The following is a 26,548-nucleotide window of genomic DNA, read 5'->3' as shown; positions in this document are numbered from 1 at the left end:
AAAAAAGACTGGCAAGTCCGAAATGCCTTACCAGCCTTGTTTTTATCAACGCTCTTTGCGCGCGGTCACTATTTTGCGGTCGCGACCTGCATACCAAACGGTTCGTTTTGCAATGCCAGGGCCAGAACCTCGTCAATGCGCTTAACCGGATGGATGTCCAGGTCGGCAATGACGTTTTCCGGAATTTCCTCAAGATCGCGTTTGTTCTCGTAAGGAATTAGCACGGTTTTGATCCCGCCACGGTGCGCCGCCAGCAGTTTTTCTTTCAGGCCGCCAATCGGCAGAACCTGGCCACGCAGAGTAATTTCACCCGTCATCGCCACATCAGCACGTACCGGGTTGCCTGTCAGGCAAGAAACCAGCGCGGTACACATCGCGATACCGGCGCTCGGGCCATCTTTCGGCGTAGCCCCTTCCGGTACGTGAACGTGAATATCGCGTTTTTCGTAGAAATCCCCGTTAATACCGAGTTTTTCCGCCCGTGCACGCACCACGGTCAGCGCAGCCTGGATAGATTCCTGCATAACTTCACCGAGCGAACCGGTATAAGTCAACTTGCCTTTGCCCGGTACGCACGCGGTTTCGATGGTCAGCAGGTCGCCGCCGACTTCGGTCCACGCCAACCCGGTTACCTGACCTACACGGTTTTCGTCATCCGCGCGGCCATAGTCAAAGCGCTGAACGCCCAGGTAATCATGCAGATTGTCCCCGTTAATCTCGATGTGTTTCAGTGTCGGATCCATCAGCAGCTGTTTCACCGCTTTACGGCACAGTTTCGAGATTTCACGCTCAAGGCTACGCACGCCTGCTTCACGGGTGTAATAACGGATGATGCCGACAATGGCGCTGTCATCCACGGTCAGTTCCGTCGGTTTGAGCGCATTACGTTCGATCTGTTTCGTCAGCAGATGCTGTTTAGCAATATTCAGCTTCTCATCTTCCGTGTAACCGGAAAGACGGATGACTTCCATACGATCGAGCAGCGGTGCCGGAATGTTCATGGAGTTAGATGTCGCGACAAACATGACATCGCTGAGATCGTAATCCACTTCCAGATAGTGATCGCTAAATGCAACGTTCTGTTCCGGATCAAGCACTTCCAGCAGAGCAGATGCTGGATCGCCACGCATGTCTGAAGACATTTTGTCGATCTCATCGAGCAGGAACAGCGGGTTTTTCACGCCCACTTTGGCCATTTTCTGGATCAGTTTGCCTGGCATGGAGCCAATATAGGTACGACGGTGACCGCGAATTTCCGCTTCGTCACGCACGCCGCCCAGCGCCATACGGATGTACTTACGTCCTGTCGCTTTGGCGATGGACTGACCCAGAGAGGTTTTACCCACCCCCGGCGGTCCAACCAGACACAGGATTGGGCCTTTGAGTTTGTTCATACGGCTTTGTACAGCGAGATACTCAAGGATGCGGTCTTTGACACGCTCAAGGCCATAGTGGTCGGTATCGAGCACTTCCTGCGCCTGACGCAGGTCTTTTTTCACTTTGCTGCGCGCATACCACGGAACCTGAATCATCCACTCGATATAACCGCGGACCACGGTAGCTTCCGCAGACATCGGGGACATCATTTTCAGTTTCTGCAGTTCGGCTTCGGCCTTCTCTTTTGCCTCTTTTGGCATTTTGGCCGCGTCGATTTTGCGTTTCAGCGCTTCGTTTTCATCCGGCGCGTCATCCATCTCGCCGAGTTCTTTCTGAATGGCCTTCATCTGCTCGTTCAGATAGTACTCGCGTTGAGATTTCTCCATCTGTTTTTTGACGCGATTACGAATGCGCTTCTCGACCTGCAGCAGGTCGATTTCCGATTCCATCATCGCCATCAGATATTCCAGACGTTCATTAACGTCGGACATCTCCAGAACGGACTGTTTGTCGGCCAGTTTCAATGGCATATGCGCGGCAATGGTATCGGCCAGACGCGCAGGGTCGTCAATGCTGTTCAGCGAAGTCAGCACTTCCGGTGGGATTTTTTTGTTGAGCTTGATATAGCCTTCAAACTGGCTGATGGCAGTGCGTACCAGCACTTCCTGCTCGCGCTCATCAATGGCCGGGGAATCGAGATATTCCGCTTTAGCCGTGAAATGTTCGCCATTATCCGACAGCGTGGTAATGCGCGCGCGCTGCAGACCTTCCACCAGCACTTTGACAGTGCCGTCAGGCAGTTTCAGCATCTGCAGAATAGAGGCCACGGTCCCGACGGTGAAAAGATCGTTTACACCCGGCTCATCCGTTGAGGCTTCTTTCTGTGCAACCAACATGATTTTTTTATCATGGTCCATGGCCGCTTCAAGACAACGGATAGATTTTTCCCGCCCTACAAACAGGGGTATGACCATGTGCGGATAAACCACCACATCGCGCAACGGCAATACGGGGATTTCAATGCGTTCAGAACGCTCAGGATTCATAGAGCTCTCTCTTAGTTTAATGTCCGCCAGGTAATCCGGTGACGTGACTGTGCAACACGCACCATTAACATGTAAAGCAGTATATGGGGATGTTTCCCACACATTCAACGGCGAGAATCAGGAAAAATAAAAGGGGAGATAAAATCCCCCCTTTTTCATTAACTGTATGTATGGATTGGTGAATTATTCACCAGATGCCTGTTGCGCTTCGTGCTTACCGTAGATCAACAGCGGCTTGCTTTGCCCGGCAATCACGGACTCATCAATAACCACTTTGTCGACCTCTTCCAGAGACGGCAGATCATACATGGTGTCCAGTAACGCCGCTTCGACGATGGAACGCAGACCACGCGCCCCCGTTTTACGCACCATCGCTTTCTTCGCGATAGCGGTCAATGCTTCGTCACGGAACTCCAGATCCACACCTTCCAGATTGAACAGCGCCTGATACTGTTTGGTCAGGGCGTTTTTCGGCTCTTTCAGGATCTGAATCAGCGCTTCTTCGCTCAGCTCGTTGAGGGTTGCCACCACCGGCAGACGACCAATAAATTCCGGGATCAGACCAAATTTGATCAGATCTTCCGGCTCAACCTGGGCCAGCAGTTCGCCTTCATTCGCTTTTTCGGATTTCGCTTTTACCGTCGCGCCAAAGCCGATACCAGAACCGGTTTCAACACGATGGGAAATCACTTTATCCAGACCGGCGAATGCGCCACCACAAATGAACAGGATCTTGGAGGTATCAACCTGTAAGAATTCCTGTTGCGGGTGTTTACGACCACCCTGCGGCGGCACGGCTGCCACGGTACCTTCGATCAGTTTCAGCAATGCCTGCTGTACGCCTTCACCGGATACGTCACGGGTGATAGACGGATTATCAGACTTACGCGAGATCTTATCGATCTCATCAATGTAGACGATGCCGCGCTGCGCTTTTTGTACGTCGTAATCGCACTTCTGCAACAGTTTCTGGATGATGTTTTCAACGTCTTCACCCACATAACCCGCTTCGGTCAGTGTGGTGGCATCCGCCATGGTAAACGGAACATCCAGCAGGCGCGCCAGTGTTTCAGCCAGCAGCGTTTTACCGGAACCGGTTGGCCCGATCAGCAGAATGTTACTTTTGCCCAGCTCAACACCATTGCTGGTGTCGCCGTTGCGCAGACGTTTGTAGTGGTTGTATACCGCGACGGCCAACACTTTTTTCGCCTGTTCCTGACCGATGACATAATCGTCAAGGTGATGGCGAATCTCGTGCGGGGTCGGCAGTGCACTGCGCTCGCGATGCGGCGCAACTTCTTTAATCTCTTCGCGAATAATGTCGTTACACAGATCAACACATTCGTCGCAGATATACACGGACGGCCCGGCAATGAGCTTGCGCACTTCATGCTGGCTTTTGCCGCAAAAAGAGCAGTACAACAGTTTGCCCGAACCATCTTTGCGTTTATCTGTCATGAGTCAAAACCTCTTTTCTGTTCTTTGTGCCGCACATGACGACGCAAATGCCATTCCAGGCGCAAAACGCTTGCCAGCGTAGTGCCGCTCGATATTCATTATAGCGGCACTACTCCGGCCTGAGCATTAATTACGATGGGTCAAAATTGAATCAACCAGACCGTATTCGACGGCTTCGTTCGCAGAGAGGAAACGGTCACGTTCTGTATCTCGTTCAATTTGCTCTAAAGATTGACCCGTATGGTGCGCCATGAGTTCGTTCATACGCCCTTTCACTTTCAGGATTTCACGGGCGTGGATCTCAATATCCGTCGCCTGCCCCTGGTAACCACCCAGCGGCTGGTGAATCATCACGCGTGAGTTTGGCAGGCAGAAACGCTTGCCTTTTGCTCCCGCCGTCAGCAGGAATGCGCCCATGGACGCGGCCTGGCCCATACAAATGGTGCTGACGTCAGGCTTAATAAATTGCATGGTGTCGTAAATTGACATTCCGGCGGTGATAACGCCACCCGGAGAGTTAATATACAGGTAAATATCTTTTTCCGGATTCTCCGCTTCCAGGAACAACATCTGCGCCACGATCAGGTTTGCCATGTGGTCTTCAACCTGACCCGTCATGAAAATGACACGTTCCTTAAGAAGACGGGAGTAGATATCAAAAGAGCGCTCACCGCGTGAGGTCTGTTCAATAACCATTGGCACCAGGGCCATATGGGGTGCAAAGGTATCTCGTTCGCCGCTGTATGACATGTCCGTCTCCTGGATCTAAAAATAAATAACCTGCTGTACTGATTGTACTTGAGTGAGCCAGGTCTGACTACGACCCCTCACGGACGGATTATCAGCCAGAGTGTTCACAGTCGATAGTCCCTTAATGGGGATGACCACACCTTATTTCAAGCATAACAACCTTTTGCTGTTACGCTAACACTGAAACGCCCTTTTAGCACACTTCTGATAACATCAATGCGATAAAAAAAGCCCGTCACCAGAAGGTGACGGGCTTATTGTTTACTCTTTATACCGGATGAGTAAATTAAGCCTGCTGGTTCATCAGTTCCTGGAAGCTGGTTGCTTTCTCAGTCACTTTTGCTTTTGCCAGTACAGCTTCAACAGCCTGTTCTTCCAGAGCGACGTTACGCATGTTATCGGTCAGCTCTTTGTTTTTGCTGTAGAATTCGATAACTTCGGTCGGATCTTCGTAAGCAGAAGCCATCTCTTCGATCAGGCCTTTTACGCGTTCTTCGTCAGCTTTCAGCTCGTTGGTGCGAATCACTTCGCCCAGCAGCAGACCGACGATCACGCGGCGTTTAGCCTGCTCTTCAAACAGCTCACGCGGCAGTTCCAGCGCTTGTTTCTCGTTACCACCGAAGCGCTGCGCAGCCTGACGACGCAGAACGTCGATTTCGCTGTCGATCAGGGCAGACGGGATTTCGATCTCGTTCGCTTTTACCAGACCTTCGATTGCCTGAGACTTGATGCGGTTACGCACTGCGCCTTTCAGCTCACGGTCCATGTTCTTACGTACTTCTGCACGCAGACCAGCAACAGAACCATCTTCAACGCCGAAACGTTTGATGAACTCTTCGGTCAGTTCCGGCAGCTCACGTTCTTCAACTTTTTTCAGGTTTATAACGAATTTCGCCGCTTTACCTTTCAGGTTTTCAGCGTGGTAGTCTTCCGGGAAGGTCACGTCGATGGTGAACTCGTCACCCGCTTTGTGGCCTTTGATGCCGTCTTCAAAACCTGGGATCATACGACCCTGGCCCATCGCCAGCACGAAATCAGTGGCTTTGCCGCCTTCGAACTCTTCACCGTCTACAGAGCCAGTGAAATCAACAGTCACACGGTCTTCCGCGTCAACAGCACCATCTTTATCTTTCCAGGTTGCTTGTTGTTTACGCAGGGTGTCCAGCATAGTGTCAACGTCAGCGTCGGTCACTTCTACAACCGGTTTTTCAACTTCGATAGTTTCCAGGCCTTTCAGCTCAACTTCCGGATAAACTTCGAATTCTACGGAGTAGGTAAAGTCTTCGCCCAGTTTGTATTCGCCCGGAACATAGTTCGGTGCGCCAGCCGGGTTGATTTTTTCCTGAATGATCGCGTCAATAAAGTTGCGGCTCATCAATTCGCCCAGTACGTCCTGACGTACGGAAGCGCCATAACGCTGAGCAACGACATTCATCGGTACTTTGCCTTTACGGAAGCCGTCAATACGTACTTTCTTCGCTACGTTAACCAGCTCGCTCTTCACAGCGGTCTCGATGCTGTCAGCAGCGATAGTAATCGTTACACGGCGCCCAAGGCCCTGAGTGGTTTCAACTGAAACTTGCATCTTGTTACCTCAAAAAATCACAGTGCTCGGTCAACTCTACTCTGGAAGCTGTCATAGGGCTTCGCAGAACCGGGATGCTCTCTCAAATCAGATATACATTCCCTGTCACCAGAATCATCCCGAAGACGTTCATATATAAAGACGCGGCATTATAGCGGCATCACTTTAGTGAGTCGAGAACGGGAACGCCGCATTGTTGCGCCATTTTTCACAATTCCGAGGTAATTTTGACCTAAAAATTGCGCTTCTCGCTCAAAACTCAGACAAAACAAAACGGCCCGCAGGCCGTTTTTACTTAAACTGTACGCAACATACTGGAAAAGCTCAGGCAGTTGCAAATGCGTTTTACGCGATGCTGCCTGCTCCCCTGCATGGCGGCGAGGCGAAAACGGTGTCCTGCAGACCTTCCCACTCCTTAATCGTGTAGGTATGCAGAGCCAGTGCATGAACGGTGGACGAGAGTTCCGCCGCAAGGGTGCCGTAGATCATACGGTGACGGTTGAGGAAACGCTCCCCGGAAAAGCGGTCACTGACCAGCACAACTTTGAAATGGCTTTCGGAACCGGCCGGTACATTGTGACGATAGCTTTCATCAACAACTTCGAGGAACACGGGTTCAAACGCTGCCCTTAATTTATCTTCTATCTGCTCACGTATCATCATGAAAGGACTCCTCCGACAACGCTGAGATGCGACCCATCCCTTTAAATGTTAGCCGCTTTTATCGTGTTCATAACAAGAAAACAACAAAAATTTAGCTTTCGTCCTATTTTCTCATTCAAAGGTATGAACTCTACTGAAAAGGTCAAAAATGACGTCATGTTCTACAGAGCAAATCGTTCGTGCGGTTAAAAAAAGCACAAGGCGATGAATTTACATGCATTGAGGACTTCCCCTTGTTGACGGCGATGTTATGATGGCAAGAATTTTCCCTATCTAAGCTTAAGATCCACTGAGAGCCTGAACATGTTAAAAAAACTTCTCTTCCCATTGGTCGCTTTATTTATGCTGGCCGGGTGCGCCACCCCGCCAACCACTCTTGAAGTGTCACCGAAGATTACGCTGCCACAGCAGGATCCTAGCCTGATGGGCGTTACAGTGAGCATCACTGGCGCAGACCAGCGTCCTGACCAGGCACTGGCAAAAGTCACTCGCGATAACCAACTGGTTACCCTAACGGCATCCCGCGACCTGCGCTTCTTGCTACAAGAAGTGTTGGAAAAACAAATGACTGCACGCGGTTATATGATCGGCCCAAGCGGTGCGGCTAACCTGCAAATCATTGTTAACCAGCTGTATGCCGATGTTTCTCAGGGCAACCTGCGTTACAGCATTGCCACGAAAGCGGATATTGCGATCATCGCAACCGCAGCTAATGGCAATAAAATGACGAAAAACTACCGCGCCAGCTATAACGTTGAAGGCGCACTCCAGGCGACTAACGACAAGATCACGAATGCCGTTAACAGCGTGTTGACCGACACCATCGCGGATATGTCTCAGGACACCACAATTCATCAGTTCATCAAGCAGAACACGCGTTAAGTTCCGCACGCTGGCCCGGTTCGCCGGGCCAGTACTCAACCATGTCCAGTCATTACCTTCGTATATTTCAGCAACCCAAATCAGCCATTCTGCTGATGCTGGGCTTCGCCTCAGGTTTACCACTGGCGCTGACATCCGGTACGCTCCAGGCGTGGATGACAGTAGCTAACGTCGATCTGAAAACCATCGGTTTCTTCTCGCTTGTCGGCCAGGCCTATGTTTTTAAATTTCTCTGGTCGCCAATGATGGACCGCTATACCCCGCCCTTCCTTGGCCGACGCCGCGGTTGGCTACTCCTGACACAACTGGGTTTACTTGTCGCGGTCGCTGCGATGGGCTTTCTTGAGCCAGGCAGTCATTTGCGATGGATGGCAGGTCTGGCCGTCGTTATCGCTTTTTGTTCTGCTTCACAGGACATTGTTTTCGATGCGTGGAAAACGGATGTGCTACCGGCAGAGGAGCGCGGAACCGGAGCGGCAATCAGCGTACTGGGTTATCGCTTAGGCATGTTAGTGTCTGGCGGTCTGGCGCTGTGGCTGGCGGACCGCTGGCTCGGCTGGCAAGGCATGTACTGGCTGATGGCCGGACTGTTGATCCCGTGCATTATCGCAACGTTGCTGGCCCCTGAACCGACCGACGCTATCCCGGCACCGCGTTCACTGGAGCAAGCCGTTGTCGAACCGCTGCGTGATTTCTTCGGTCGCAATAATGCCTGGCTTATCTTGCTATTGATTGTCCTTTATAAGCTTGGTGACGCGTTCGCGATGAGCCTGACCACCACCTTTCTGATTCGCGGCGTCGGGTTTGATGCCGGTGAAGTGGGCGTAGTCAACAAAACCCTTGGGCTTATCGCCACTATTATTGGCGCACTCTGGGGCGGTGTATTAATGCAACGCTTGTCGCTGTTTCGCGCGTTGCTGATTTTCGGTCTGCTGCAAGGCATTTCGAATGCGGGATACTGGCTGCTTGCCGTGACGCCGAAAGATATGATCAGCATGGCGTCAGCGGTTTTTCTGGAAAACCTCTGCGGCGGTATGGGCACGTCTGCCTTCGTTGCGCTGCTGATGACACTGTGCAACAAGTCCTTTTCTGCCACCCAGTTTGCCCTGCTTTCCGCGTTATCTGCTGTTGGTCGGGTTTACGTTGGGCCGCTGGCAGGCTGGTTTGTTGAAGCCCATGGCTGGTCGATGTTTTACCTGTTCTCTATCGCGGCTGCCCTGCCAGGTCTGTTGATGCTGCTGCTCTGTAAAGAGACGCTTGAATTCACGCAGCGCACAGAACGTTTTATGCCACGCACTGAGTTTGCCAAAGCCTACCGCCTGGCATTACGCCTGCTTTCTACTGGCTGTCTGTTACTGGGTTTCTGGCTGGTCATCCTGATAGTGAACGCCAGCGGATGGGTCCATATCGACATTGGCAGTACGTTGCTGGAATTCGGCGCATTACTGGCGCTGGTGGGTATTGTCTATGGCGGATTATTAGATTTTCTGGCGCTACGCAAAACACGTGTTGTCTGAAAGCGCCAGCATCGCTGGCGCTCGCACAGTGATTAATTGAAAAAATAGAGCCACTTAATCACGTAACTGTATAACGGTGGCAGGATGATAAGCCCGACGACATTGACCATCGGCGGCAACTGCTTGAGAAACAAGATAGGCAACATGATCAGTTTCACGACGCCATTAAAGGGTATTGCGTACCACTGATGTAGATTACTGCGCACCAGCCACCAGACAGGGTAAGCAATCACCGCAGTAAACATACAGACCCGCGCAACGCCCGCACTCGCTGGCGGATAGTGATACAGTAGCGCGTAGATGTGGAACAACGGGACCGCCATAATGACCCATGAAAGTAGCCAGAAGAAAATATGGCTTATGCGTGCGAGAAGTGCCTTACGTTCGTAGCACGCCAGCAACACAGGCGCCCCCCATAAGTACAGGATCACAATCCCCACCATGGTTACCGCCTGCCAGACCAAATGTTCATCAGCCCGCACCTGGATATAAAGAGCGAATCCCCAGAACCAGATAGCGATCAGCGCCCCCCAGGAGACGGCTGGAGTGGGAGTCGAAAGGAGCCGGAGCAGCGCCGGGTTAACCCGTTCCAGCAACTGTGGATAAGCATTTTTGATCTCAGCCACCTGATTCAACAGCCCCTGAACAAAATCCGGAATGAGTCGCGCCCACCAGGGTAAATGCGCTATTTCGCCACTAAGGATTCGCCAGGCCAGACGGCTCTGTCGATCCAGGCTAGCCTGTCGGCGCAAATAGTCCCAATGATGGTCCGCAGCAGTCGCCTCAATTTGCGTTTCCAGGGCGTGAACGATCCAATAAGGCAGTTGGGAATCGCGATACCCACCCAGATCCCATCCCATAATGTCCGACACATTGTTCACCAGACTCCGGGAAATGCCCGGTCGTTGACTCAACGCCTGGGCCAGCTCAAGGCTAAACACCCGTCGGGCTTCCAGAGCATCGGGCAGGCGATGATCAAGATAGAATCGCAGCGCATTGAGCGCGTCACTTTCATCAGCAAGTAACTGAACGGAAAAGCGCTCGGCATCCTCCTCAAGGGTTTCTCGCTGCCAGTCAGGCTGCGGTGGGAGCGCTGGCTGCACGGACTCTTGTGATTCAGCTTGCGGTAACTCAGACAACGCCCGGTCCAGATTGATGACCGCTTTCACATTGTCATCGTCCAGCCAGATTATCTCGCCTTTTGCGAATGCTTTCGCCGCATCGAACGCTTCACGCAGTAGCTGGTAGCCTTGCGGATCCTGATCGGGACGATGCATCTTAAGCTCTCGCGCGTATGCCCGGCGAATGGTGGATTCATCGGTTGTTGGTTCGATGCCCAGTGTTTCCCACATTGTCGACATCACTTACATCCCATCATCAAATTGGTTGAGCACCTGACGCAATTCATCCCGCGCATCGGCAATCATACGTACATCCTGGCGATCAAGTGACTGTTCAAACAGGCTGGTATAGTGATCGATAATTTGTCGCCGCTCCCCAAGATGCCGTTCGTAACAACGAGAAGCCTCTGCCAGTAAATGACGATTTTCTGGCACATCACGGGGATGCATTTTCAGGCCATCAAGCTGGCGAAGACGTTCACGTATCTCCTCTTCGCTGAGCTGGCCGGGCACTTTTTCAATGACCAGGGTTGATGCGGTCTCTTCACCCTGAACTTTACATTCAACCTCAAGAATGCCGTCCAGCGTATAGGTAAAGCGGATGTCAGCGCTCACATCACCAGCTTTACGACGCGGAACATTAATCTTCATTTTGTCCAGCAACAGATTGTCGCTGACCCGACGGGCTTCCCCCTGGTAAACTTCTATCTCCAGATACTGTTGATTATCAAACAGTGTGCTCACGGTTTTCATCACGCTCACCGGTACAAAGGCGTTGCGTTCAATAATCGGCAGGAAATGGCCGGTATCGATTTTGTCGCCAGTTCTGCGTGAAACCTCGATCCCCAGGGAATAAGGCATGACATCGGTCAGGACAATATCATCCAGCGCGCATGCCTGGGCAATCAGTCCGGCCTGAACACCGGCACCCAAGGCCACCACTTCATCGGGGTTTAATTCGCTACGCGGGAAGCGCCCGAACATGCGGGTCGCCATCTGACGAACAATCGGCATCCGGGTGGCGCCCCCCACCAGAATGACATGGTCGAGGTGTTCGGGGTCGAAATGCGCATCCTGCAAAGCCTGTACAACCGGTTTTTTTAGCCGCGTGAGAAGTGAGGCGGCACAACCAGCAAAGGTCTCAGCCGTTAATGTCCAACAGTACTCTTCACCGTTATAACTGAGCGTTGCGCTGGTCTCATCCTGCTGGCTCAGTGCGCATTTGAACGCTTCGGCAATCCGGGTTAACTCCGCCGCACACTCTGTATTCGAATGAGCTAGCGCAGGGTAACGCTCCTGCATCCATTGACGAATAGCCTGGGTAAAATCATCGCCACCAAGCCAGGCATCGCCGCTGCTGGCGCGAACTTCAATCACCCCTTCAAACATATCGACGATGGAGACATCGAAGGTGCCGCCGCCGAGATCGAAAATCAGGAATTTTTGCTCGCGATTATCCGCAAGCCCATATGCCAACGATGCCGCGGTGGGTTCATTCAGCAAGCGCTCAACCTCAAGCCCGGCCAGTCTTCCAGCCGCTTTAACCGCTTTACGCTGAACGTCATTAAAATAAGCCGGTACGGTGATGACGGCGCGAGAAACAGTGCCACCCAGCGCAACTTCCGCGTCAGTCTTCAGTTTACGTAGCACCAATGCCGACAGCTCTTCTGCCCGGAACCGGCGTGCCCCCAGACTCCACGTCTTATCTGTTCCCATGTAGCGTTTGAAACTGGCAATGGTCAGGTGAGGATGACTGACCAGTCGCGCTTTCGCCGCTTCACCCACCAGCAGACTACCGTCATCGTCCAGTCCAACCACTGAGGGGGTCAATCGTTCGCCCAGCGCGCCCGTGAGCAACTGTGGGTTTTCACCGTCAAACCACGCGACTGCACTGTTCGATGTTCCCAGATCTATCCCAATAATTGGCGAGTCGTTTCCTGTTATGGCCATTTCCATCCCTTAGTCACTGATAAAAAAGCAAAAACGAATCGCAATATAATAATCAGCAAGTTATGCGGATTCGCTTTAGATATTACCTTTCAGTTATTATTTCGTTCAATAAACAAACAACCTAAAAATATCCAACGTACGAATATTTATCGAAAGGGGAAGAAAATTTCTTTAATTATTTTGTGCGGTATTAATTAAGGGTTACTCTTGAACGATTCAGCACGGTTATTAATTATATGTTTCCAGTAATGTTCAATAAATGCTGAAATATTGTTAAGCAATTGTTTATGATTTTGATTGGTTATACCAATTTACCCGCCCCCTTATTGTATTCCTGGGATTTCGTTATAACCTTAATGGCAGGCTGTGCGAACACCCGATTTTACAGGTTGTTGCATTTCGTGTGACATAATCGGCAGAACCCAGTAACACCATACTGACACTACGCCATTCATGTTTACAGTAATGTAACCTTCCCGTAAAATGCCCGCACACTTTAAACGCCACCAGATCCCCGTGGAATTGAGGTCGGTAAATGAGACTCAGGAAATACAATAAAAGTTTGGGATGGTTGTCATTATTTGCAGGCACGATTTTACTCAGTGGCTGTGATTCTGCACTACTTGACCCCAAAGGACAGATTGGACTGGAGCAACGTTCGCTGATACTGACGGCATTTGGCCTGATGTTGATTGTCGTTATTCCCGCCATCTTGATGGCCGTTGGTTTCGCCTGGAAGTACCGTGCAAGCAATAAAGATGCGAAGTATAGCCCTAACTGGTCACACTCCAACAAAGTTGAAGCTGTGGTCTGGACGGTGCCGATTCTGATCATCCTGTTCCTTGCTGTACTCACCTGGAAAACTACCCACTCGCTCGAACCGAGCAAACCGCTGGCGCATGACGAAACACCTGTCACCATTGAAGTTGTCGCCATGGACTGGAAATGGTTCTTCATCTACCCGGAACAAGGCATTGCTACCGTGAATGAAATCGCCTTCCCGGCGAACACTCCGGTGGAATTCAAGGTGACCTCCAACTCCGTGATGAACTCGTTCTTTATCCCGCGTCTGGGCAGCCAGATCTACGCGATGGCGGGTATGCAGACCAAACTGCATCTTATCGCCAATGAAGCCGGTACCTACGACGGTATCTCCGCCAGCTATAGCGGACCAGGCTTCTCCGGTATGAAGTTCAAAGCTATCGCCACGCAGGACCGCGCAGCGTTCGACCAATGGGTCGCTAAAGTGAAACAATCTCAGAACACCATGGCTGACATGGATGCTTACGAGAAAGTTGCCGCACCAAGCGAATACAATAAGGTTGAATACTTCTCCAGCGTGAAACCCGATTTGTTTAAAGACGTTATCAACAAATTTATGGGCCACGGCAAGAGCATGGACATGACCCAGCCAGAAGGTGAGCACGCCTCGCATGAAGGTATGGAAGGCATGGACATGAGCCACGCGGAAGCCTCTCACTAAAGGGGTCGAGGAAGAATACGATGTTCGGAAAACTTACACTGGATGCAGTGCCGTACCATGAACCCATTATCATGGTCACGATTGCTGCGATTATCGTCGGGGGACTGGCGGTAGTCGGTCTGCTCACTTACTTCAAAAAGTGGGCATGGCTGTGGAATGAATGGTTTACCTCTGTAGACCACAAACGTCTTGGCATTATGTATGTTGCGGTTGCAGTCGTTATGCTGCTGCGTGGCTTTGCAGACGCCGTGATGATGCGTAGTCAGCAGGCGCTGGCTTCTGCCGGGGAAGCAGGTTTCCTGCCACCTCACCACTACGATCAGATTTTCACCGCTCACGGTGTGATCATGATCTTCTTCGTGGCGATGCCATTCGTTATCGGTCTGATGAACCTCGTGGTTCCGCTACAGATCGGCGCGCGTGACGTGGCGTTCCCGTTCCTGAACAACCTGAGCTTCTGGTTCACGGTTGTCGGTGTGATTCTGGTTAACATCTCTCTGGGCGTCGGTGAGTTCGCGCAGACGGGTTGGCTGGCTTATCCGCCGCTGTCGGGAATTGAATACAGCCCTGGTGTCGGGGTCGATTACTGGATCTGGGCACTCCAGCTCTCTGGTATCGGTACGACGCTGACCGGTATCAACTTCTTCGTAACGATTCTGAAGATGCGTGCGCCGGGCATGGGTATGTTCAAGATGCCAGTCTTTACCTGGGCATCTCTGTGCGCCAACGTCCTGATTATCGTCTCGTTCCCCATTCTGACCGTGACCATCGCGCTGTTGACCCTCGACCGTTATATCGGTACCCATTTCTTTACCAACGATATGGGCGGCAACATGATGATGTACATCAACCTGATTTGGGCCTGGGGCCATCCGGAAGTGTACATCCTGGTTCTGCCGGTATTCGGGGTATTCTCCGAAATCGCAGCGACCTTCTCGCGTAAACGTCTGTTTGGTTACACTTCGCTGGTATGGGCGACCATCTGTATTACCATCCTGTCGTTCATCGTCTGGCTGCACCACTTCTTTACGATGGGTGCAGGCGCGAACGTAAACGCCTTCTTTGGTATTACGACGATGATCATCGCTATCCCGACCGGGGTGAAGATCTTCAACTGGCTGTTCACCATGTACCAGGGTCGCATCGTGTTCCACTCTGCGATGCTGTGGACCATCGGCTTTATCGTCACCTTCTCGGTGGGCGGTATGACCGGCGTTCTGCTGGCGGTGCCGGGTGCGGACTTCGTCCTGCACAACAGTCTGTTCCTGATTGCCCACTTCCATAACGTGATTATCGGCGGTGTGGTGTTCGGTTGCTTCGCAGGCCTGACCTACTGGTGGCCGAAGGCATTTGGCTTCACGCTGAATGAAACCTGGGGCAAACGCGCATTCTGGTTCTGGATCATTGGCTTCTTCGTGGCATTTATGCCGCTGTATGTGCTGGGCTTTATGGGTATGACCCGTCGCCTGAGCCAGCAGATTGATCCGCAGTTCCACTCGATGCTGGTGATTGCAGCCTGCGGTGCGGCACTGATTGCTATCGGTATCCTCTGCCTGCTGATTCAGATTTACGTGTCTATTCGCGACCGCGACCAGAACCGTGACCTGACCGGTGACCCGTGGGGTGGCCGTACGCTGGAATGGGCGACTTCTTCTCCGCCGCCGTTCTATAACTTCGCTGTGGTTCCTGAGATTCACGAACGTGATTCCTTCTGGGAAATGAAAGAAAAAGGCGAAGCGTACAAGCAACCGGCGCATTATGAAGAAATTCATATGCCGAAAAACAGCGGTGCGGGCGTTGTGATTGCCGCCTTCGCAACGGTGTTTGGTTTCGCGATGATCTGGCACATCTGGTGGATGGCGATTGTTGGCTTCGCCGGCATGATCATTACCTGGATTGTGAAAAGCTTCGACGAGGACGTGGATTACTACGTACCGGTTGCAGAAATCGAAAAACTGGAAAAACAGCATTTCGATGAGATTTCTAAGGCAGGGCTGAAAAATGGCAACTGATACTTTAACGCATGCGAATGCCCACGCGCACGAACATGGGCACCATGATGCAGGCCCGACTAAGGTATTTGGGTTCTGGATCTACCTGATGAGCGACTGCATTTTGTTCTCATGCCTGTTTGCTACCTATGCCGTTCTGGTGAACGGCACGGCGGGTGGCCCGACTGGCAAGGACATCTTCGAGCTGCCGTTCGTCCTGGTAGAAACCGCACTGCTGTTATTCAGCTCCATCACCTACGGCATGGCGGCGATCGCCATGTACAAAAACAACAAAAGCCAGGTTATTTCCTGGCTGGCACTGACCTTCTTGTTCGGTGCCGGGTTCGTAGGCATGGAGATTTATGAATTCCATCACCTGATCGCAGAAGGTATGGGTCCGGACCGCAGTGGCTTCCTATCCGCGTTCTTCGCGCTGGTCGGCACCCACGGTCTGCACGTAACCTCGGGTCTGGTATGGATGGCAGTGCTGATGTTCCAGGTTTCGCGTCGCGGCCTGACCAGCACTAACCGTACCCGTATCATGTGCCTGAGCCTGTTCTGGCACTTCCTGGACGTGGTGTGGATCTGTGTGTTCTCTGTAGTCTATCTGATGGGGGCGATGTAATGAGTCATTCAACGGAACATGGCGCTTCCCACGGTAGCGTAAAAACCTACATGACAGGTTTTATCCTGTCGGTCATCCTGACGGTTATTCCGTTCTGGATGGTGATGAGCGGCACGGCATCTCATGCTGCGATTCTGGGCACCGTACTGGTTACCGCGGTTGTGCAGATTCTGGTGCATCTGGTTTGCTTCCTGCACATGAACACGAAGTCCGATGAAGGCTGGAATATGACAGCTTTCGTCTTTACCGTGATTATCATCGCAATCCTGGTAGTCGGCTCCATCTGGATCATGTGGAACCTCAACTACAACATGATGGTTCACTAAGAGCGGCGAGTATGTTGAAGCAATACCTGCAAGTAACGAAACCTGGCATTATTTTTGGCAACCTGATCTCGGTGATCGGTGGGTTCCTGCTGGCCTCTAAAGGCCATATTGATTACCCGCTGTTCGTCTACACGCTGGTTGGCGTGTCTCTGGTTGTCGCCTCCGGTTGTGTATTTAACAACTACATTGACCGTGACATCGATAAGAAGATGGAGCGGACGAAAAACCGCGTGCTGGTCCGGGGCCTGATTTCGCCGAAAGTCTCGCTGGTTTACGCTGCCTTGTTGGGTATTGCTGGCTTCATGCTGCTGTGGTTTGGCGCGAATCCTCTGGCCTGCTGGCTGGGGGTGATGGGCTTTGTGGTGTATGTGGGCGTCTATAGCCTGTATATGAAACGCCACTCGGTCTACGGCACGCTGATCGGCTCGCTTTCCGGCGCAGCGCCTCCGGTGATTGGCTACTGTGCCGTCACCGGCGGGTTTGACAGCGGTGCGGCTATTCTGCTGGCGATTTTCAGCCTCTGGCAAATGCCTCATTCGTACGCCATCGCCATTTTCCGCTTTAAAGATTACCAGGCGGCAAACATCCCGGTACTGCCGGTGGTGAAAGGCATTTCGGTCGCCAAAAACCATATCACGCTCTATATCATCGCTTTTGCGGTCGCAACACTGATGCTCTCCCTTGGCGGTTACGCCGGGTATAAATATCTGGTGGTTGCCGCGGCCGTAAGCGTATGGTGGTTGGGTATGGCGCTGCGTGGCTACAAGGTGGAAGATGACAAAGTCTGGGCGCGTAAGCTGTTCGGCTTTTCCATCATCGCGATTACCGCGTTAAGCGTGATGATGTCAGTGGATTTTATGGTCCCTGACTCTCACAATCTGCTCGCGGCTGTCTGGTAACGGATAACACCTTTTAAAAGCCGGGGATAACCCGGCTTTTCTATGTCTGTCAGTTGGCTACAGCGTTCCACCTCCCCATAGCCCCCTCCCCTCGTCTCTTTACCGCGATATGGCCTTTATAATTCTTTCGCGGCACGTTTCCAGAGTCGGTCCGTTTCGGCTGGGTAGTTAATGTGTGCTGGCAGCGAAATAAATACCGTTCACAGCCTCGTAATATCTATTAAACAATCACCTATTTACCGCGCCAGGCGCCCCGCCTAAACTATGGCCTGTTTTTCGATTGAGGTGGTAATGAACGATTATAAAATGACGCCAGGTGAGTTGCGCGCAACCTGGGGTTTAGGGACTGTTTTTTCCCTGCGCATGCTTGGCATGTTTATGGTCCTGCCCGTTCTGACCACGTATGGCATGGCATTACAGGGTGCCAGCGAGGCGCTGATTGGTCTGGCGATTGGCATTTACGGCCTGGCACAGGCGGTGTTTCAAATTCCCTTTGGTCTGCTTTCAGACCGCGTTGGTCGCAAACCGCTTATCGTCGGTGGCCTCGCCATCTTTGTGATCGGCAGCATTATTGCGGCCCTCTCAGATTCCATCTGGGGCATTATTCTTGGGCGCGCGCTCCAGGGCTCCGGCGCCATTGCCGCCGCGGTGATGGCTCTGCTCTCTGATTTAACCCGTGAACAAAATCGCACGAAAGCCATGGCGTTTATTGGCGTCAGTTTCGGCGTGACCTTTGCTATCGCGATGGTGCTTGGCCCGATCATCACCCACACACTGGGTCTGCACGCTCTCTTCTGGCTGATTGCCGCGCTGGCGACCCTGGGTATCGCGTTAACATTGTGGGTGGTGCCAAAGAGCCACAACCACGTGCTTAACCGGGACTCCGGGATGGTAAAAGGCTGCTTTAGTCAGGTCATCGCCAGCCCAAAATTGCTGAAACTGAACTTCGGCATCATGTGTCTGCATATCCTGCTAATGTCCACCTTCGTCGCCCTGCCGGGCATGCTCGAAGCCGCCGGATTTGCCGCCCGCGATCACTGGAAAATCTACCTCGTTACGATGCTGGTGTCGTTTGTTTCCGTGGTGCCTTTTATTATTTATGCCGAAGTGAAGCGCCGCATGAAGCGGGTGTTTGTATTTTGCGTCGCGCTGCTGCTTATTGCGGAGATCGTGCTCTGGGGTGCGGGTCCCCATTTCTGGGAACTGGTGCTGGGGGTTCAGATTTTCTTCCTCGCCTTTAATCTGATGGAAGCCCTGCTGCCGTCGCTTATTAGCAAAGAAGCCCCTGCCGGATATAAAGGCACAGCGATGGGGATTTACTCCACCAGCCAGTTCCTTGGGGTGGCGATTGGCGGCGCGCTCGGTGGTTGGGTTGACGGCCTGTTCGACTCACAGACGGTCTTTCTGGCAGGCGCGCTGCTGTCCATGATCTGGCTGCTGGTCGCCGGAAGTATGCAGGAACCGCCCTATGTCAGTAGCCTGCGTATTGCCATACCGGAAGATGTCACGCCAGATGCCTCACTGCAGGCGCGGCTGCTGGCAACTAGCGGGGTAAGCGAAGTGCTGGTCGTCGCGGAGGAACGCAGCGCCTACGTCAAAATAGACAGCAAAGTCACCAACCGTTTCGAGGTTGAGCAAGCCATCAAAGGGGTATAAAAAAAGCGGGGAAATCCCGCTTTTTTATTAATCGCGGAAGTTTTTGAACTGGAAAGGCTGTCCCAGATTACCGCCGCGTACCAGCGCCATTGTCGACTGCAGATCGTCGCGGGATTTCCCGGTGACACGAATCTCTTCGCCCTGAATTTGCGTCTGTACTTTCAGTTTGCTGTCTTTAATCAGCTTAACGATTTTTTTGGCAACGGCGCTCTCAATGCCCTGCTTAAGTTTGGTTTCAACGAACCAGGTTTTGCCGCTGTGGACAAACTCTTCCGGAACATCAATTGATGTGCCTTCGATACCGCGTTTTAACAGCTTCGCACGCAGGATATCCAGCAATTGATTGACCTGAAAATCGGACTCACTGAGAACTTTGATCGTCTTATTCTGTTCATTCAGCTCAAAAGTGGCTTCAACGTTACGAAAATCGAAGCGTGTTTCGACTTCACGGATCGCATTTTCAACAGCGTTGCGGACTTCCTGAAGATCAACCTCAGAAACAATATCGAAAGATGGCATCTTTTCTTCTCCCTCAGTGTTTATTGCGATGCATAATACCCGCAACCAAGCATAACTCAACTTGTAATAGCTGAATGCAGTGCTGACGGCGCTATACTGTAAGCAGTGACACCTGGCGCAGTTGCAGGTGAGGAGGAATAATGAAAATTACCGTACTCGGATGCGGTGCTTTAGGGCAATTGTGGTTAACTGCTCTGTGCAAGCATGGACACGAAGTACAGGGTTGGTTGCGCGTACCGCAACCCTTTTGCAGTGTGAACCTGGTTGATGAAGACGGCTCCATTTTTAACGAATCCCTGACCGCGAACGATCCCGAATTTCTGGCGAGCAGCGACTTATTGTTGGTCACGCTTAAAGCGTGGCAGGTTTTTGACGCGGTAAGAGGTTTAGCGGCGATGTTGCCAGCCACCACACCCATTTTGCTGATTCATAACGGCATGGGCACGGTAGAAGAGCTGAAATCACTGTCGCAGCCCTTACTGATTGGCACCACGACGCACGCGGCGCGGCGCGACGGCAATGTCATTGTGCATGTTGCCAGCGGCACAACGCATATTGGCCCGGCGAGGCAGCAGGACGGCGACTTTAGCTATCTGGCGGATAGCTTGCAGGAGGTGCTTCCGGACGTGGCCTGGCACAACAACATTCGCCCGGCCCTCTGGCGCAAACTGGCGGTTAATTGCGTGGTGAATCCGCTGAGCGCGCTGGAAAATTGCCGAAACGGCGATTTACGTAACTTTCCCGATGAAATCAAAAAAATCACCCACGAGGTCGCTGCCGTTATCGAACGCGAAGGCCACCATATCTCGGCAGATGAGTTACTCAGCTATGTCTACCAGGTGATTGATAACACGGCGGATAATATTTCCTCAATGCTGCAGGACATTCGCGCCATGCGTCATACCGAGTGCGATTACATCACAGGCTACCTGCTCAAACGCGCCCGTGCCCATGGTATCGCGGTGCCGGAAAACGCCCGCCTGTATGACTTAGTGAAACGTAAGGAGAGTGAGTATGAGCGCATCAGCTCTGGTATGTCTCGCCCCTGGTAGTGAAGAGACCGAAGCGGTCACCACTATCGACCTGCTTGTTCGTGGCGGCATCAGCGTGACCACCGCCAGCGTTGCCAGTGACGGTAATCTTGCGATCACCTGCTCGCGTGGGGTCAAGCTGCTGGCAGATGCGCCGCTGGTCTCTGTGGCAGACGGTGATTACGACATTATCGTCTTACCGGGCGGAATTAAGGGGGCAGAATGTTTCCGCGACAGCCCACTGCTGGTAGAGACCGTACGGCAATTCCATGCCTCCGGACGTATCGTCGCGGCCATATGCGCAACGCCTGCGACCGTATTGGTGCCGCACAACCTGTTCCCGCTAGGCAATATGACCGGCTTCCCGGCGCTGAAAGAGAAAATACCGGCGGAGCAGTGGCAGGACAAACGCGTTGTCTGGGATCCACGCGTAAAACTGCTCACCAGTCAGGGGCCTGGCACGAGCATTGATTTTGGCTTAAAGATTATTGATCTGCTGGTCAGTGGGGAGAAGGCCCATGAAGTAGCGTCGCAGTTGGTCATTCCAGCCGGAATTTATAACTTTTACGGCGCTTAATTTGCCTGCTTAGCCCGCCAGGATTTCCCTGGCGGTGTCAGACATGCCGGGCTGCCTGTAGCCCGGACAAATCGCACAGTAATGCTTACGGTCGGTACACCTTCACATTCTCAAAGCCCTGCTCACGCAGATAGAGCGCCTGCAGGCGGCTCATCACCCCACGCTCACACCACAGTAACCAGGTTTTGCTCTGATCGAGGTCGCCGAATTTGGTGCTCAGCTTATAGAACGGCAGCGACACCACGTCGATACCTTCCACCGCCAGCGGTTTATCGTCCTGTTCGTCAATAGAACGGATATCGAGAATCACATCGTTCGGGCCAAATCCGCTGACCGTTTCGACCTCAACAACCGTTTCGCTGGTCTGCGCGGCGATATCACGAATATCGATATTGGAGGCTTCCGCAACCACACGATCCAGGATCTCGAAATCGAAATGTGCTTCTTCCGCTTCGATTTTGGCCTTCACGGCTTTCACCGTCGGGCTTTTCGAAATAACACCGCAATATTCCGGCATCGTACGGGCAAAATCTTCGGTACCGATTTCACGCGCCAGATCGATGATGTGCTCTTTATCGTAAGAGATCAGAGGACGCAGGATCAGGGTATCGGAGACATTATCAATCAGGCGCAGGTTGGTCAGCGTCTGGCTGGAGACCTGACCGAGCGCTTCACCCGTTACCAGCGCCTGCACACCATAGCGCTCGGCAACTTTGGATGCCGCACGCACCATCATGCGTTTGAGCACTACGCCCATCTGGCCGTCATCAACTTTTTCGAGGATCTCGCCAACCACTGGTTCAAAATTGATCGCCACAAAACGTACCCGGTGGGAGCTGCCAAAGCGGTTCCAAAGGTAATGCGCAACCTGACGCACGCCAATCTCATGCGCCGCGCCGCCAAGGTTAAAGAAGCAATAATGTACGCGACAGCCACGACGCATCAGCATGTAGCTGGAGACGCCGGAGTCGAAACCGCCGGAAATCAGCGACAGAACATCTTCCTGCGTACCAATCGGGAAACCACCGATGCCTTCGTAACGGCCTTTTACCAGCAGCAGGCGATCATCTTCGATCTCAAGATTCACGGTGACATCCGGGTGCGTCAGCTTCACGCGGGCGGACTCTACGTGCTGATTCAAACCGCCGCCGACGTAGCGTTCCACTTCAATAGAACTAAACTCGTGCTTGCCGCGACGTTTTACACGCACGCAGAACGTTTTGCCTTCGATCTGGTCGCGGTATTGCACCAGCGCTTTTTCGAAAATATCGTGCAAAGAGGTGAACGGGACATCTTCCACCTCCAGAATATGGTGAATACCCGGGATACGGGTCAGCGCGTCACGAATCACCAGACGTTGGTTTTCATCTTTGGCGCGCACTTCGATATTATCCCAGTGACGGACAACGGCGAGGGTCTCATCATACTGCTTAAGAACGTTACGAATGTTCCCGGTGAGAATTTTAATAAAGCGCAAACGCACAGATTGGCTTTTGATGGTGATTTCCGGGAACAATTTAATGATAAACTTCATGGCGGCAATGGTTCGTTGGTAAGCCCGACGGGGCTAGAAATGGAAAATAGTACAGCAGCCCTTATACACAAAATCATTCAAAATGCTTCGCGGCGGCAACTGAGTGAACCCAGAAGCTTACTCATGTAAGTGACTGGGGTGAACAAAGGCAGCCAACAAAGAAGCAGTTTGAAGGATGAAGTGTATACCGCGGCTGCCATCCAGGCGCGGAAGTATACCACCATCGCGAAGCTCCTGCGCATTTTGCATGACCATTGCGCGTTATTTGCTAAGCCTCACGACTTCGCTACCATATCGTAGTCGGTATCAATAAGAGTCAGACATTCACTATGCCAAAGAAAAACGACGCACCCGCCACATTTGAAACGGCGTTGAGCGAGCTGGAACAGATTGTTACCCGTCTTGAAAGCGGCGATCTTCCGCTGGAAGAGGCCCTTAATGAATTCGAACGCGGCGTACAGCTTGCCCGTCAGGGGCAAGTGAAACTCCAGCAGGCGGAACAGCGCGTACAGATTTTGCTGTCCGACAATGAAGAGGCACCTCTCACGCCGTTCACACCGGATAACGAGTAAATGGACTTTAGCCAACAATTACAGGCCTGTGTCGAACATGCCAACGATGCACTGCGGCGGTTTATTGCCCCTCTTCCCTTTCAGAACACTCCTCTGGTTGAGGCCATGCAGTATGGCGCATTATTAGGCGGTAAGCGCCTGCGTCCGTTCCTGGTCTATGCGACCGGCGGTATGTTCGGCGTCAGCCGGGAAACCCTGGATGCCCCTGCTGCAGCGGTTGAGTGTATTCACGCCTATTCGCTGATTCACGATGACTTGCCTGCCATGGACAACGATGATTTACGTCGTGGCCTGCCCACCTGCCACATCAAATTCGGCGAAGCCAATGCGATACTGGCCGGAGACGCGCTGCAAACGCTGGCGTTTACTATCCTCAGTGATGCGCCCATGCCAGAAGTGGCAACGCAGGACCGCCTTGCCATGGTACGCGAACTGGCGATTGCCAGCGGTGCTGCCGGTATGTGCGGAGGCCAGGCTCTGGATCTCGCCGCAGAAGGTCAGCAGGTCGATTTAGCCGCGCTGGAGCGCATTCATCGCCATAAAACGGGCGCATTGATTCGCGCGGCGGTAAGAATGGGTGCACTCAGTGCGGGTAATTCAGGACATCAATGGCTGCCGGTGCTGGATAAGTACGCCGAAAGCATCGGTCTGGCCTTCCAGGTTCAGGATGACATCCTGGATGTTGTCGGCGATACTGCGACACTTGGTAAACGCCAGGGTGCCGATCAGCAGCTCGGCAAAAGCACCTATCCTGCGTTACTGGGCCTTGAGCAAGCCCGGATTAAAGCCCGCGATCTGATTGCCGACGCTCGCCAGTCTCTGGATCTCCTGGCGGCGCAATCACTGGATACAACGGCACTGGAAGCACTGGCGAATTACATAATCCAGCGTGATAAATAAACAATACGCTCCGAATCGTCCGGGTTGCCGAAAGGCAAAAACATCGCCCAATGGATGACGAGCAACACGATGAGTCTCTGATGAGTTTTGATATAGCCAAATACCCGACCCTGGCACTTGTCGATTCCACTGCGGAATTGCGTTCGCTGCCAAAAGAGAGCCTGCCGAAGCTGTGCGATGAACTGCGTCGCTACCTGCTCGACAGCGTGAGCCGCTCCAGCGGACACTTCGCCTCCGGGCTTGGCACGGTTGAACTGACCGTGGCGCTGCATTATGTCTATAACACGCCATTTGATCAGTTAATCTGGGACGTTGGCCACCAGGCTTATCCGCACAAAATTCTTACAGGCCGACGCGATCGCATCGGTACTATCCGGCAGAAAGACGGCCTGCACCCTTTCCCGTGGCGCGGTGAGAGCGAATACGATGTGTTAAGCGTCGGTCACTCCTCCACATCCATCAGCGCGGGCATTGGTGTTGCCGTTGCCGCCGCGAAAGAGGGCAAACAGCGCCGCACCGTCTGCGTGATTGGCGATGGCGCGATTACAGCCGGGATGGCATTCGAAGCCATGAACCATGCGGGCGATATCCGCCCGGATATGCTGGTTGTGCTGAATGACAATGAGATGTCGATTTCTGAAAATGTCGGCGCGCTGAATAACCATCTGGCGCAGTTACTCTCCGGTAAGCTCTATTCCACGCTGCGCGAAGGCGGCAAAAAGGTGCTTTCCGGCGTGCCGCCAATCAAAGAGCTCATCAAGCGTACCGAAGAACACATCAAAGGCATGGTAGTGCCCGGCACCCTGTTTGAAGAGTTGGGCTTTAACTACATTGGCCCGGTTGACGGCCATGATGTTATGGGGCTTATCAATACGCTTAAGAATATGCGTGGTCTGAAAGGCCCGCAGTTCCTGCATATCATGACCAAGAAAGGCCGTGGCTATGAGCCCGCCGAGAAAGACCCGATCACTTTCCATGCGGTGCCGAAATTCGACCCGAGCAGCGGTACCCTGCCGAAAAGCAGTGGCGGCATGCCGAGCTATTCGAAGATTTTCGGTGACTGGCTGTGTGAAATGGCGGCAAAAGACAGCAAGTTGATGGCGATTACCCCCGCGATGCGTGAAGGTTCAGGCATGGTGGACTTTTCCCGCAAATTCCCGGATCGCTATTTCGATGTTGCGATTGCTGAACAGCACGCGGTGACCTTTGCCGCCGGGCTGGCGATTGGCGGTTATAAGCCAGTGGTCGCCATCTACTCCACCTTCCTGCAGCGCGCCTATGATCAGGTTATCCACGACGTCGCTATCCAGAAACTGCCGGTGCTGTTCGCCATTGATCGTGCAGGGATCGTCGGTGCTGATGGCCAGACTCACCAGGGGGCGTTTGATATTTCCTATCTGCGCTGTATCCCGGACATGATTATCATGACGCCAAGCGACGAGAACGAATGCCGCCAGATGCTGTTTACCGGATATCACCACAACGCAGGCCCGAGCGCCGTGCGTTACCCGCGTGGTAATGCGGTTGGTGTGACGCTCGAACCACTGGAAAAACTGCCGTTAGGTAAAGGCGTAGTGAAGCGCGAAGGTGAGAAAATCGCCATCCTTAACTTCGGCACCTTATTGCCGGAAGCCGCAAAAGCCGCGGAAGCACTCAACGCCACACTGGTCGATATGCGTTTCGTTAAACCGCTTGATAACGCGCTGATTCTGGAGATGGCGGCACGGCATGAGGCGTTGGTTACGCTGGAAGAAAACGCCATCATCGGTGGCGCAGGCAGCGGCGTGAACGAGCTATTAATGTCGCAGCGTAAGCCGATTCCTGTCCTGAACCTCGGCCTGCCGGACTTCTTCATTCCGCAGGGAACCCAGGATGAAGCGCGTGCCGAACTGGGGCTGGATGCTGCGGGTATTCAAGCACGTATCACAAGCTGGCTCGCATAACCTCCCCTGTCGCTCCTGCTATGCTTAACGGTAATGTTTGTAATCCTACTCTAAATAGTTCGGGTTGCAGGAAGGCGGCAGGTCAGTAAATCCCCGGGAGCATAGACACCTATGTGACTGGGGCGCGCTGACGCAGGCAACGC

22 protein-coding genes are annotated in these 26,548 nt (G+C 52.7%); 13 read left to right on the top strand and 9 right to left on the bottom strand.

Annotation, left to right across the window (positions count from 1 at the left end; translation table 11 throughout):
- Window positions 1-68: 68 nt before the first annotated feature.
- The 5 genes from lon to bolA all read right to left on the bottom strand — a co-directional run bounded on the left by lon (window position 69) and on the right by bolA (window position 6,879).
- Complete coding sequence (gene lon / locus IP582_RS05290) at window positions 69-2,423, bottom strand: endopeptidase La (RefSeq protein WP_079497563.1); 2,355 nt, start codon at window positions 2,421-2,423, stop codon at window positions 69-71.
- Window positions 2,424-2,606: 183 nt separating this feature from the next.
- On the bottom strand, window positions 2,607-3,881 hold the full coding sequence (gene clpX, locus IP582_RS05285) for an ATP-dependent protease ATP-binding subunit ClpX (RefSeq protein WP_041852500.1): 1,275 nt from the start codon (window positions 3,879-3,881) through the stop codon (window positions 2,607-2,609).
- A 126-nt stretch (window positions 3,882-4,007) separates the two neighbouring features.
- On the bottom strand, window positions 4,008-4,631 hold the full coding sequence (gene clpP / locus IP582_RS05280; RefSeq protein WP_041852501.1) for an ATP-dependent Clp endopeptidase proteolytic subunit ClpP: 624 nt from the start codon (window positions 4,629-4,631) through the stop codon (window positions 4,008-4,010).
- A 286-nt stretch (window positions 4,632-4,917) separates the two neighbouring features.
- Window positions 4,918-6,216, bottom strand: a complete 1,299-nt coding sequence (gene tig, locus IP582_RS05275; RefSeq protein ID WP_041852502.1) for a trigger factor — start codon at window positions 6,214-6,216, stop codon at window positions 4,918-4,920.
- Between the two features lie 345 nt (window positions 6,217-6,561).
- Window positions 6,562-6,879: a transcriptional regulator BolA gene (gene bolA, locus IP582_RS05270; RefSeq protein ID WP_041852503.1), complete on the bottom strand. Its 318-nt coding sequence runs from the start codon at window positions 6,877-6,879 to the stop codon at window positions 6,562-6,564.
- A gap of 303 nt (window positions 6,880-7,182) precedes the next feature.
- Between bolA and IP582_RS05265 the strand changes: the two genes are divergently transcribed.
- Entirely contained in the window at window positions 7,183-7,761 is a 579-nt protein-coding gene (locus tag IP582_RS05265) for a lipoprotein (RefSeq protein ID WP_041852504.1), read from the top strand.
- A 41-nt stretch (window positions 7,762-7,802) separates the two neighbouring features.
- Window positions 7,803-9,278 (top strand): muropeptide MFS transporter AmpG, encoded by a 1,476-nt coding sequence (gene ampG / locus IP582_RS05260; protein WP_071195834.1) that lies wholly within the window; start codon window positions 7,803-7,805, stop codon window positions 9,276-9,278.
- A gap of 32 nt (window positions 9,279-9,310) precedes the next feature.
- Here the strand turns inward: ampG and IP582_RS05255 are convergent, their stop codons facing one another.
- Window positions 9,311-10,639 carry a J domain-containing protein gene (locus tag IP582_RS05255; RefSeq protein WP_193795284.1) on the bottom strand — a complete coding sequence of 443 codons (1,329 nt, stop codon included), beginning with the start codon at window positions 10,637-10,639 and terminating at the stop codon, window positions 9,311-9,313.
- 3 nt (window positions 10,640-10,642) lie between these two features.
- Window positions 10,643-12,349, bottom strand: a complete 1,707-nt coding sequence (locus IP582_RS05250) for a molecular chaperone HscC (protein WP_193795283.1) — start codon at window positions 12,347-12,349, stop codon at window positions 10,643-10,645.
- A gap of 535 nt (window positions 12,350-12,884) precedes the next feature.
- On the opposite strand from IP582_RS05250, the gene cyoA reads away from it, so the two are divergent.
- The 6 genes from cyoA (at window position 12,885) to IP582_RS05220 (ending at window position 19,329) form a co-directional block, all read left to right on the top strand.
- Complete coding sequence (gene cyoA / locus IP582_RS05245) at window positions 12,885-13,832, top strand: cytochrome o ubiquinol oxidase subunit II (RefSeq protein WP_193795282.1); 948 nt, start codon at window positions 12,885-12,887, stop codon at window positions 13,830-13,832.
- 20 nt (window positions 13,833-13,852) lie between these two features.
- Window positions 13,853-15,844 carry a cytochrome o ubiquinol oxidase subunit I gene (gene cyoB, locus IP582_RS05240; RefSeq protein WP_193795281.1) on the top strand — a complete coding sequence of 664 codons (1,992 nt, stop codon included), beginning with the start codon at window positions 13,853-13,855 and terminating at the stop codon, window positions 15,842-15,844.
- On the top strand, window positions 15,834-16,448 hold the full coding sequence (locus IP582_RS05235; protein WP_041852510.1) for a cytochrome o ubiquinol oxidase subunit III: 615 nt from the start codon (window positions 15,834-15,836) through the stop codon (window positions 16,446-16,448). The genes cyoB and IP582_RS05235 overlap by 11 nt, the downstream gene beginning before the upstream one ends.
- Entirely contained in the window at window positions 16,448-16,774 is a 327-nt protein-coding gene (locus IP582_RS05230) for a cytochrome o ubiquinol oxidase subunit IV (RefSeq protein ID WP_041852511.1), read from the top strand. Before IP582_RS05235 ends, IP582_RS05230 begins: the two co-directional genes overlap by 1 nt.
- 11 nt (window positions 16,775-16,785) lie before the next feature.
- Window positions 16,786-17,673: a heme o synthase gene (cyoE, locus tag IP582_RS05225; protein WP_071195839.1), complete on the top strand. Its 888-nt coding sequence runs from the start codon at window positions 16,786-16,788 to the stop codon at window positions 17,671-17,673.
- Window positions 17,674-17,964: 291 nt separating this feature from the next.
- The gene (locus tag IP582_RS05220) at window positions 17,965-19,329 is read left to right on the top strand and encodes an MFS transporter (RefSeq protein WP_193795280.1); all 1,365 of its coding nucleotides are present in this window, start codon (window positions 17,965-17,967) and stop codon (window positions 19,327-19,329) included.
- A gap of 27 nt (window positions 19,330-19,356) precedes the next feature.
- Here IP582_RS05220 and IP582_RS05215 read toward each other — a convergent pair whose 3' ends face one another.
- The gene (locus tag IP582_RS05215) at window positions 19,357-19,848 is read right to left on the bottom strand and encodes a YajQ family cyclic di-GMP-binding protein (RefSeq protein WP_193795279.1); all 492 of its coding nucleotides are present in this window, start codon (window positions 19,846-19,848) and stop codon (window positions 19,357-19,359) included.
- Window positions 19,849-19,988: 140 nt separating this feature from the next.
- Here IP582_RS05215 and panE point away from each other — a divergent pair, with 140 nt between their 5' ends.
- Together panE and yajL are read left to right on the top strand one after the other, a co-directional pair.
- A complete protein-coding gene (gene panE / locus IP582_RS05210; protein WP_193795278.1) occupies window positions 19,989-20,900 on the top strand; it encodes a 2-dehydropantoate 2-reductase in 912 nt (303 codons plus the stop codon).
- Window positions 20,863-21,456: a protein deglycase YajL gene (yajL, locus tag IP582_RS05205; protein ID WP_193795277.1), complete on the top strand. Its 594-nt coding sequence runs from the start codon at window positions 20,863-20,865 to the stop codon at window positions 21,454-21,456. The genes panE and yajL overlap by 38 nt, the downstream gene beginning before the upstream one ends.
- 85 nt (window positions 21,457-21,541) lie before the next feature.
- Here the strand turns inward: yajL and thiI are convergent, their stop codons facing one another.
- Entirely contained in the window at window positions 21,542-22,990 is a 1,449-nt protein-coding gene (gene thiI / locus IP582_RS05200; protein ID WP_041852517.1) for a tRNA uracil 4-sulfurtransferase ThiI, read from the bottom strand.
- 329 nt (window positions 22,991-23,319) lie between these two features.
- On the opposite strand from thiI, the gene xseB reads away from it, so the two are divergent.
- From xseB to dxs, 3 genes are all read left to right on the top strand, one after another.
- Window positions 23,320-23,562, top strand: coding sequence for an exodeoxyribonuclease VII small subunit (gene xseB, locus IP582_RS05195; RefSeq protein ID WP_041852518.1), 243 nt, complete (start codon window positions 23,320-23,322; stop codon window positions 23,560-23,562).
- The gene (ispA, locus tag IP582_RS05190; RefSeq protein ID WP_193795276.1) at window positions 23,563-24,462 is read left to right on the top strand and encodes a (2E,6E)-farnesyl diphosphate synthase; all 900 of its coding nucleotides are present in this window, start codon (window positions 23,563-23,565) and stop codon (window positions 24,460-24,462) included.
- 80 nt (window positions 24,463-24,542) lie between these two features.
- Window positions 24,543-26,405, top strand: a complete 1,863-nt coding sequence (gene dxs, locus IP582_RS05185; protein WP_193795275.1) for a 1-deoxy-D-xylulose-5-phosphate synthase — start codon at window positions 24,543-24,545, stop codon at window positions 26,403-26,405.
- Window positions 26,406-26,548 lie beyond the last annotated feature (143 nt).

Origin of the sequence: Citrobacter sp. BDA59-3 (assembly GCF_015167655.1) — a bacterium.
In the GTDB taxonomy this organism is placed as follows: domain Bacteria; phylum Pseudomonadota; class Gammaproteobacteria; order Enterobacterales; family Enterobacteriaceae; genus Phytobacter; species Phytobacter diazotrophicus.
Note: the sequence above shows the minus strand (reverse complement) of the source record. Positions and strands in the feature narration are given on the sequence as shown.

Coding starts and splice junctions, on each gene's coding strand:
- lon (WP_079497563.1), bottom strand. CDS start 2,423: ATGAATCCTGAGCGTTCTGAACGCATTGAAATCCCCGTATTGCCGTTG.
- clpX (WP_041852500.1), bottom strand. CDS start 3,881: ATGACAGATAAACGCAAAGATGGTTCGGGCAAACTGTTGTACTGCTCT.
- clpP (WP_041852501.1), bottom strand. CDS start 4,631: ATGTCATACAGCGGCGAACGAGATACCTTTGCACCCCATATGGCCCTG.
- tig (WP_041852502.1), bottom strand. CDS start 6,216: ATGCAAGTTTCAGTTGAAACCACTCAGGGCCTTGGGCGCCGTGTAACG.
- bolA (WP_041852503.1), bottom strand. CDS start 6,879: ATGATGATACGTGAGCAGATAGAAGATAAATTAAGGGCAGCGTTTGAA.
- IP582_RS05265 (WP_041852504.1), top strand. CDS start 7,183: ATGTTAAAAAAACTTCTCTTCCCATTGGTCGCTTTATTTATGCTGGCC.
- ampG (WP_071195834.1), top strand. CDS start 7,803: ATGTCCAGTCATTACCTTCGTATATTTCAGCAACCCAAATCAGCCATT.
- IP582_RS05255 (WP_193795284.1), bottom strand. CDS start 10,639: ATGTCGACAATGTGGGAAACACTGGGCATCGAACCAACAACCGATGAA.
- IP582_RS05250 (WP_193795283.1), bottom strand. CDS start 12,349: ATGGCCATAACAGGAAACGACTCGCCAATTATTGGGATAGATCTGGGA.
- cyoA (WP_193795282.1), top strand. CDS start 12,885: ATGAGACTCAGGAAATACAATAAAAGTTTGGGATGGTTGTCATTATTT.
- cyoB (WP_193795281.1), top strand. CDS start 13,853: ATGTTCGGAAAACTTACACTGGATGCAGTGCCGTACCATGAACCCATT.
- IP582_RS05235 (WP_041852510.1), top strand. CDS start 15,834: ATGGCAACTGATACTTTAACGCATGCGAATGCCCACGCGCACGAACAT.
- IP582_RS05230 (WP_041852511.1), top strand. CDS start 16,448: ATGAGTCATTCAACGGAACATGGCGCTTCCCACGGTAGCGTAAAAACC.
- cyoE (WP_071195839.1), top strand. CDS start 16,786: ATGTTGAAGCAATACCTGCAAGTAACGAAACCTGGCATTATTTTTGGC.
- IP582_RS05220 (WP_193795280.1), top strand. CDS start 17,965: ATGAACGATTATAAAATGACGCCAGGTGAGTTGCGCGCAACCTGGGGT.
- IP582_RS05215 (WP_193795279.1), bottom strand. CDS start 19,848: ATGCCATCTTTCGATATTGTTTCTGAGGTTGATCTTCAGGAAGTCCGC.
- panE (WP_193795278.1), top strand. CDS start 19,989: ATGAAAATTACCGTACTCGGATGCGGTGCTTTAGGGCAATTGTGGTTA.
- yajL (WP_193795277.1), top strand. CDS start 20,863: ATGAGCGCATCAGCTCTGGTATGTCTCGCCCCTGGTAGTGAAGAGACC.
- thiI (WP_041852517.1), bottom strand. CDS start 22,990: ATGAAGTTTATCATTAAATTGTTCCCGGAAATCACCATCAAAAGCCAA.
- xseB (WP_041852518.1), top strand. CDS start 23,320: ATGCCAAAGAAAAACGACGCACCCGCCACATTTGAAACGGCGTTGAGC.
- ispA (WP_193795276.1), top strand. CDS start 23,563: ATGGACTTTAGCCAACAATTACAGGCCTGTGTCGAACATGCCAACGAT.
- dxs (WP_193795275.1), top strand. CDS start 24,543: ATGAGTTTTGATATAGCCAAATACCCGACCCTGGCACTTGTCGATTCC.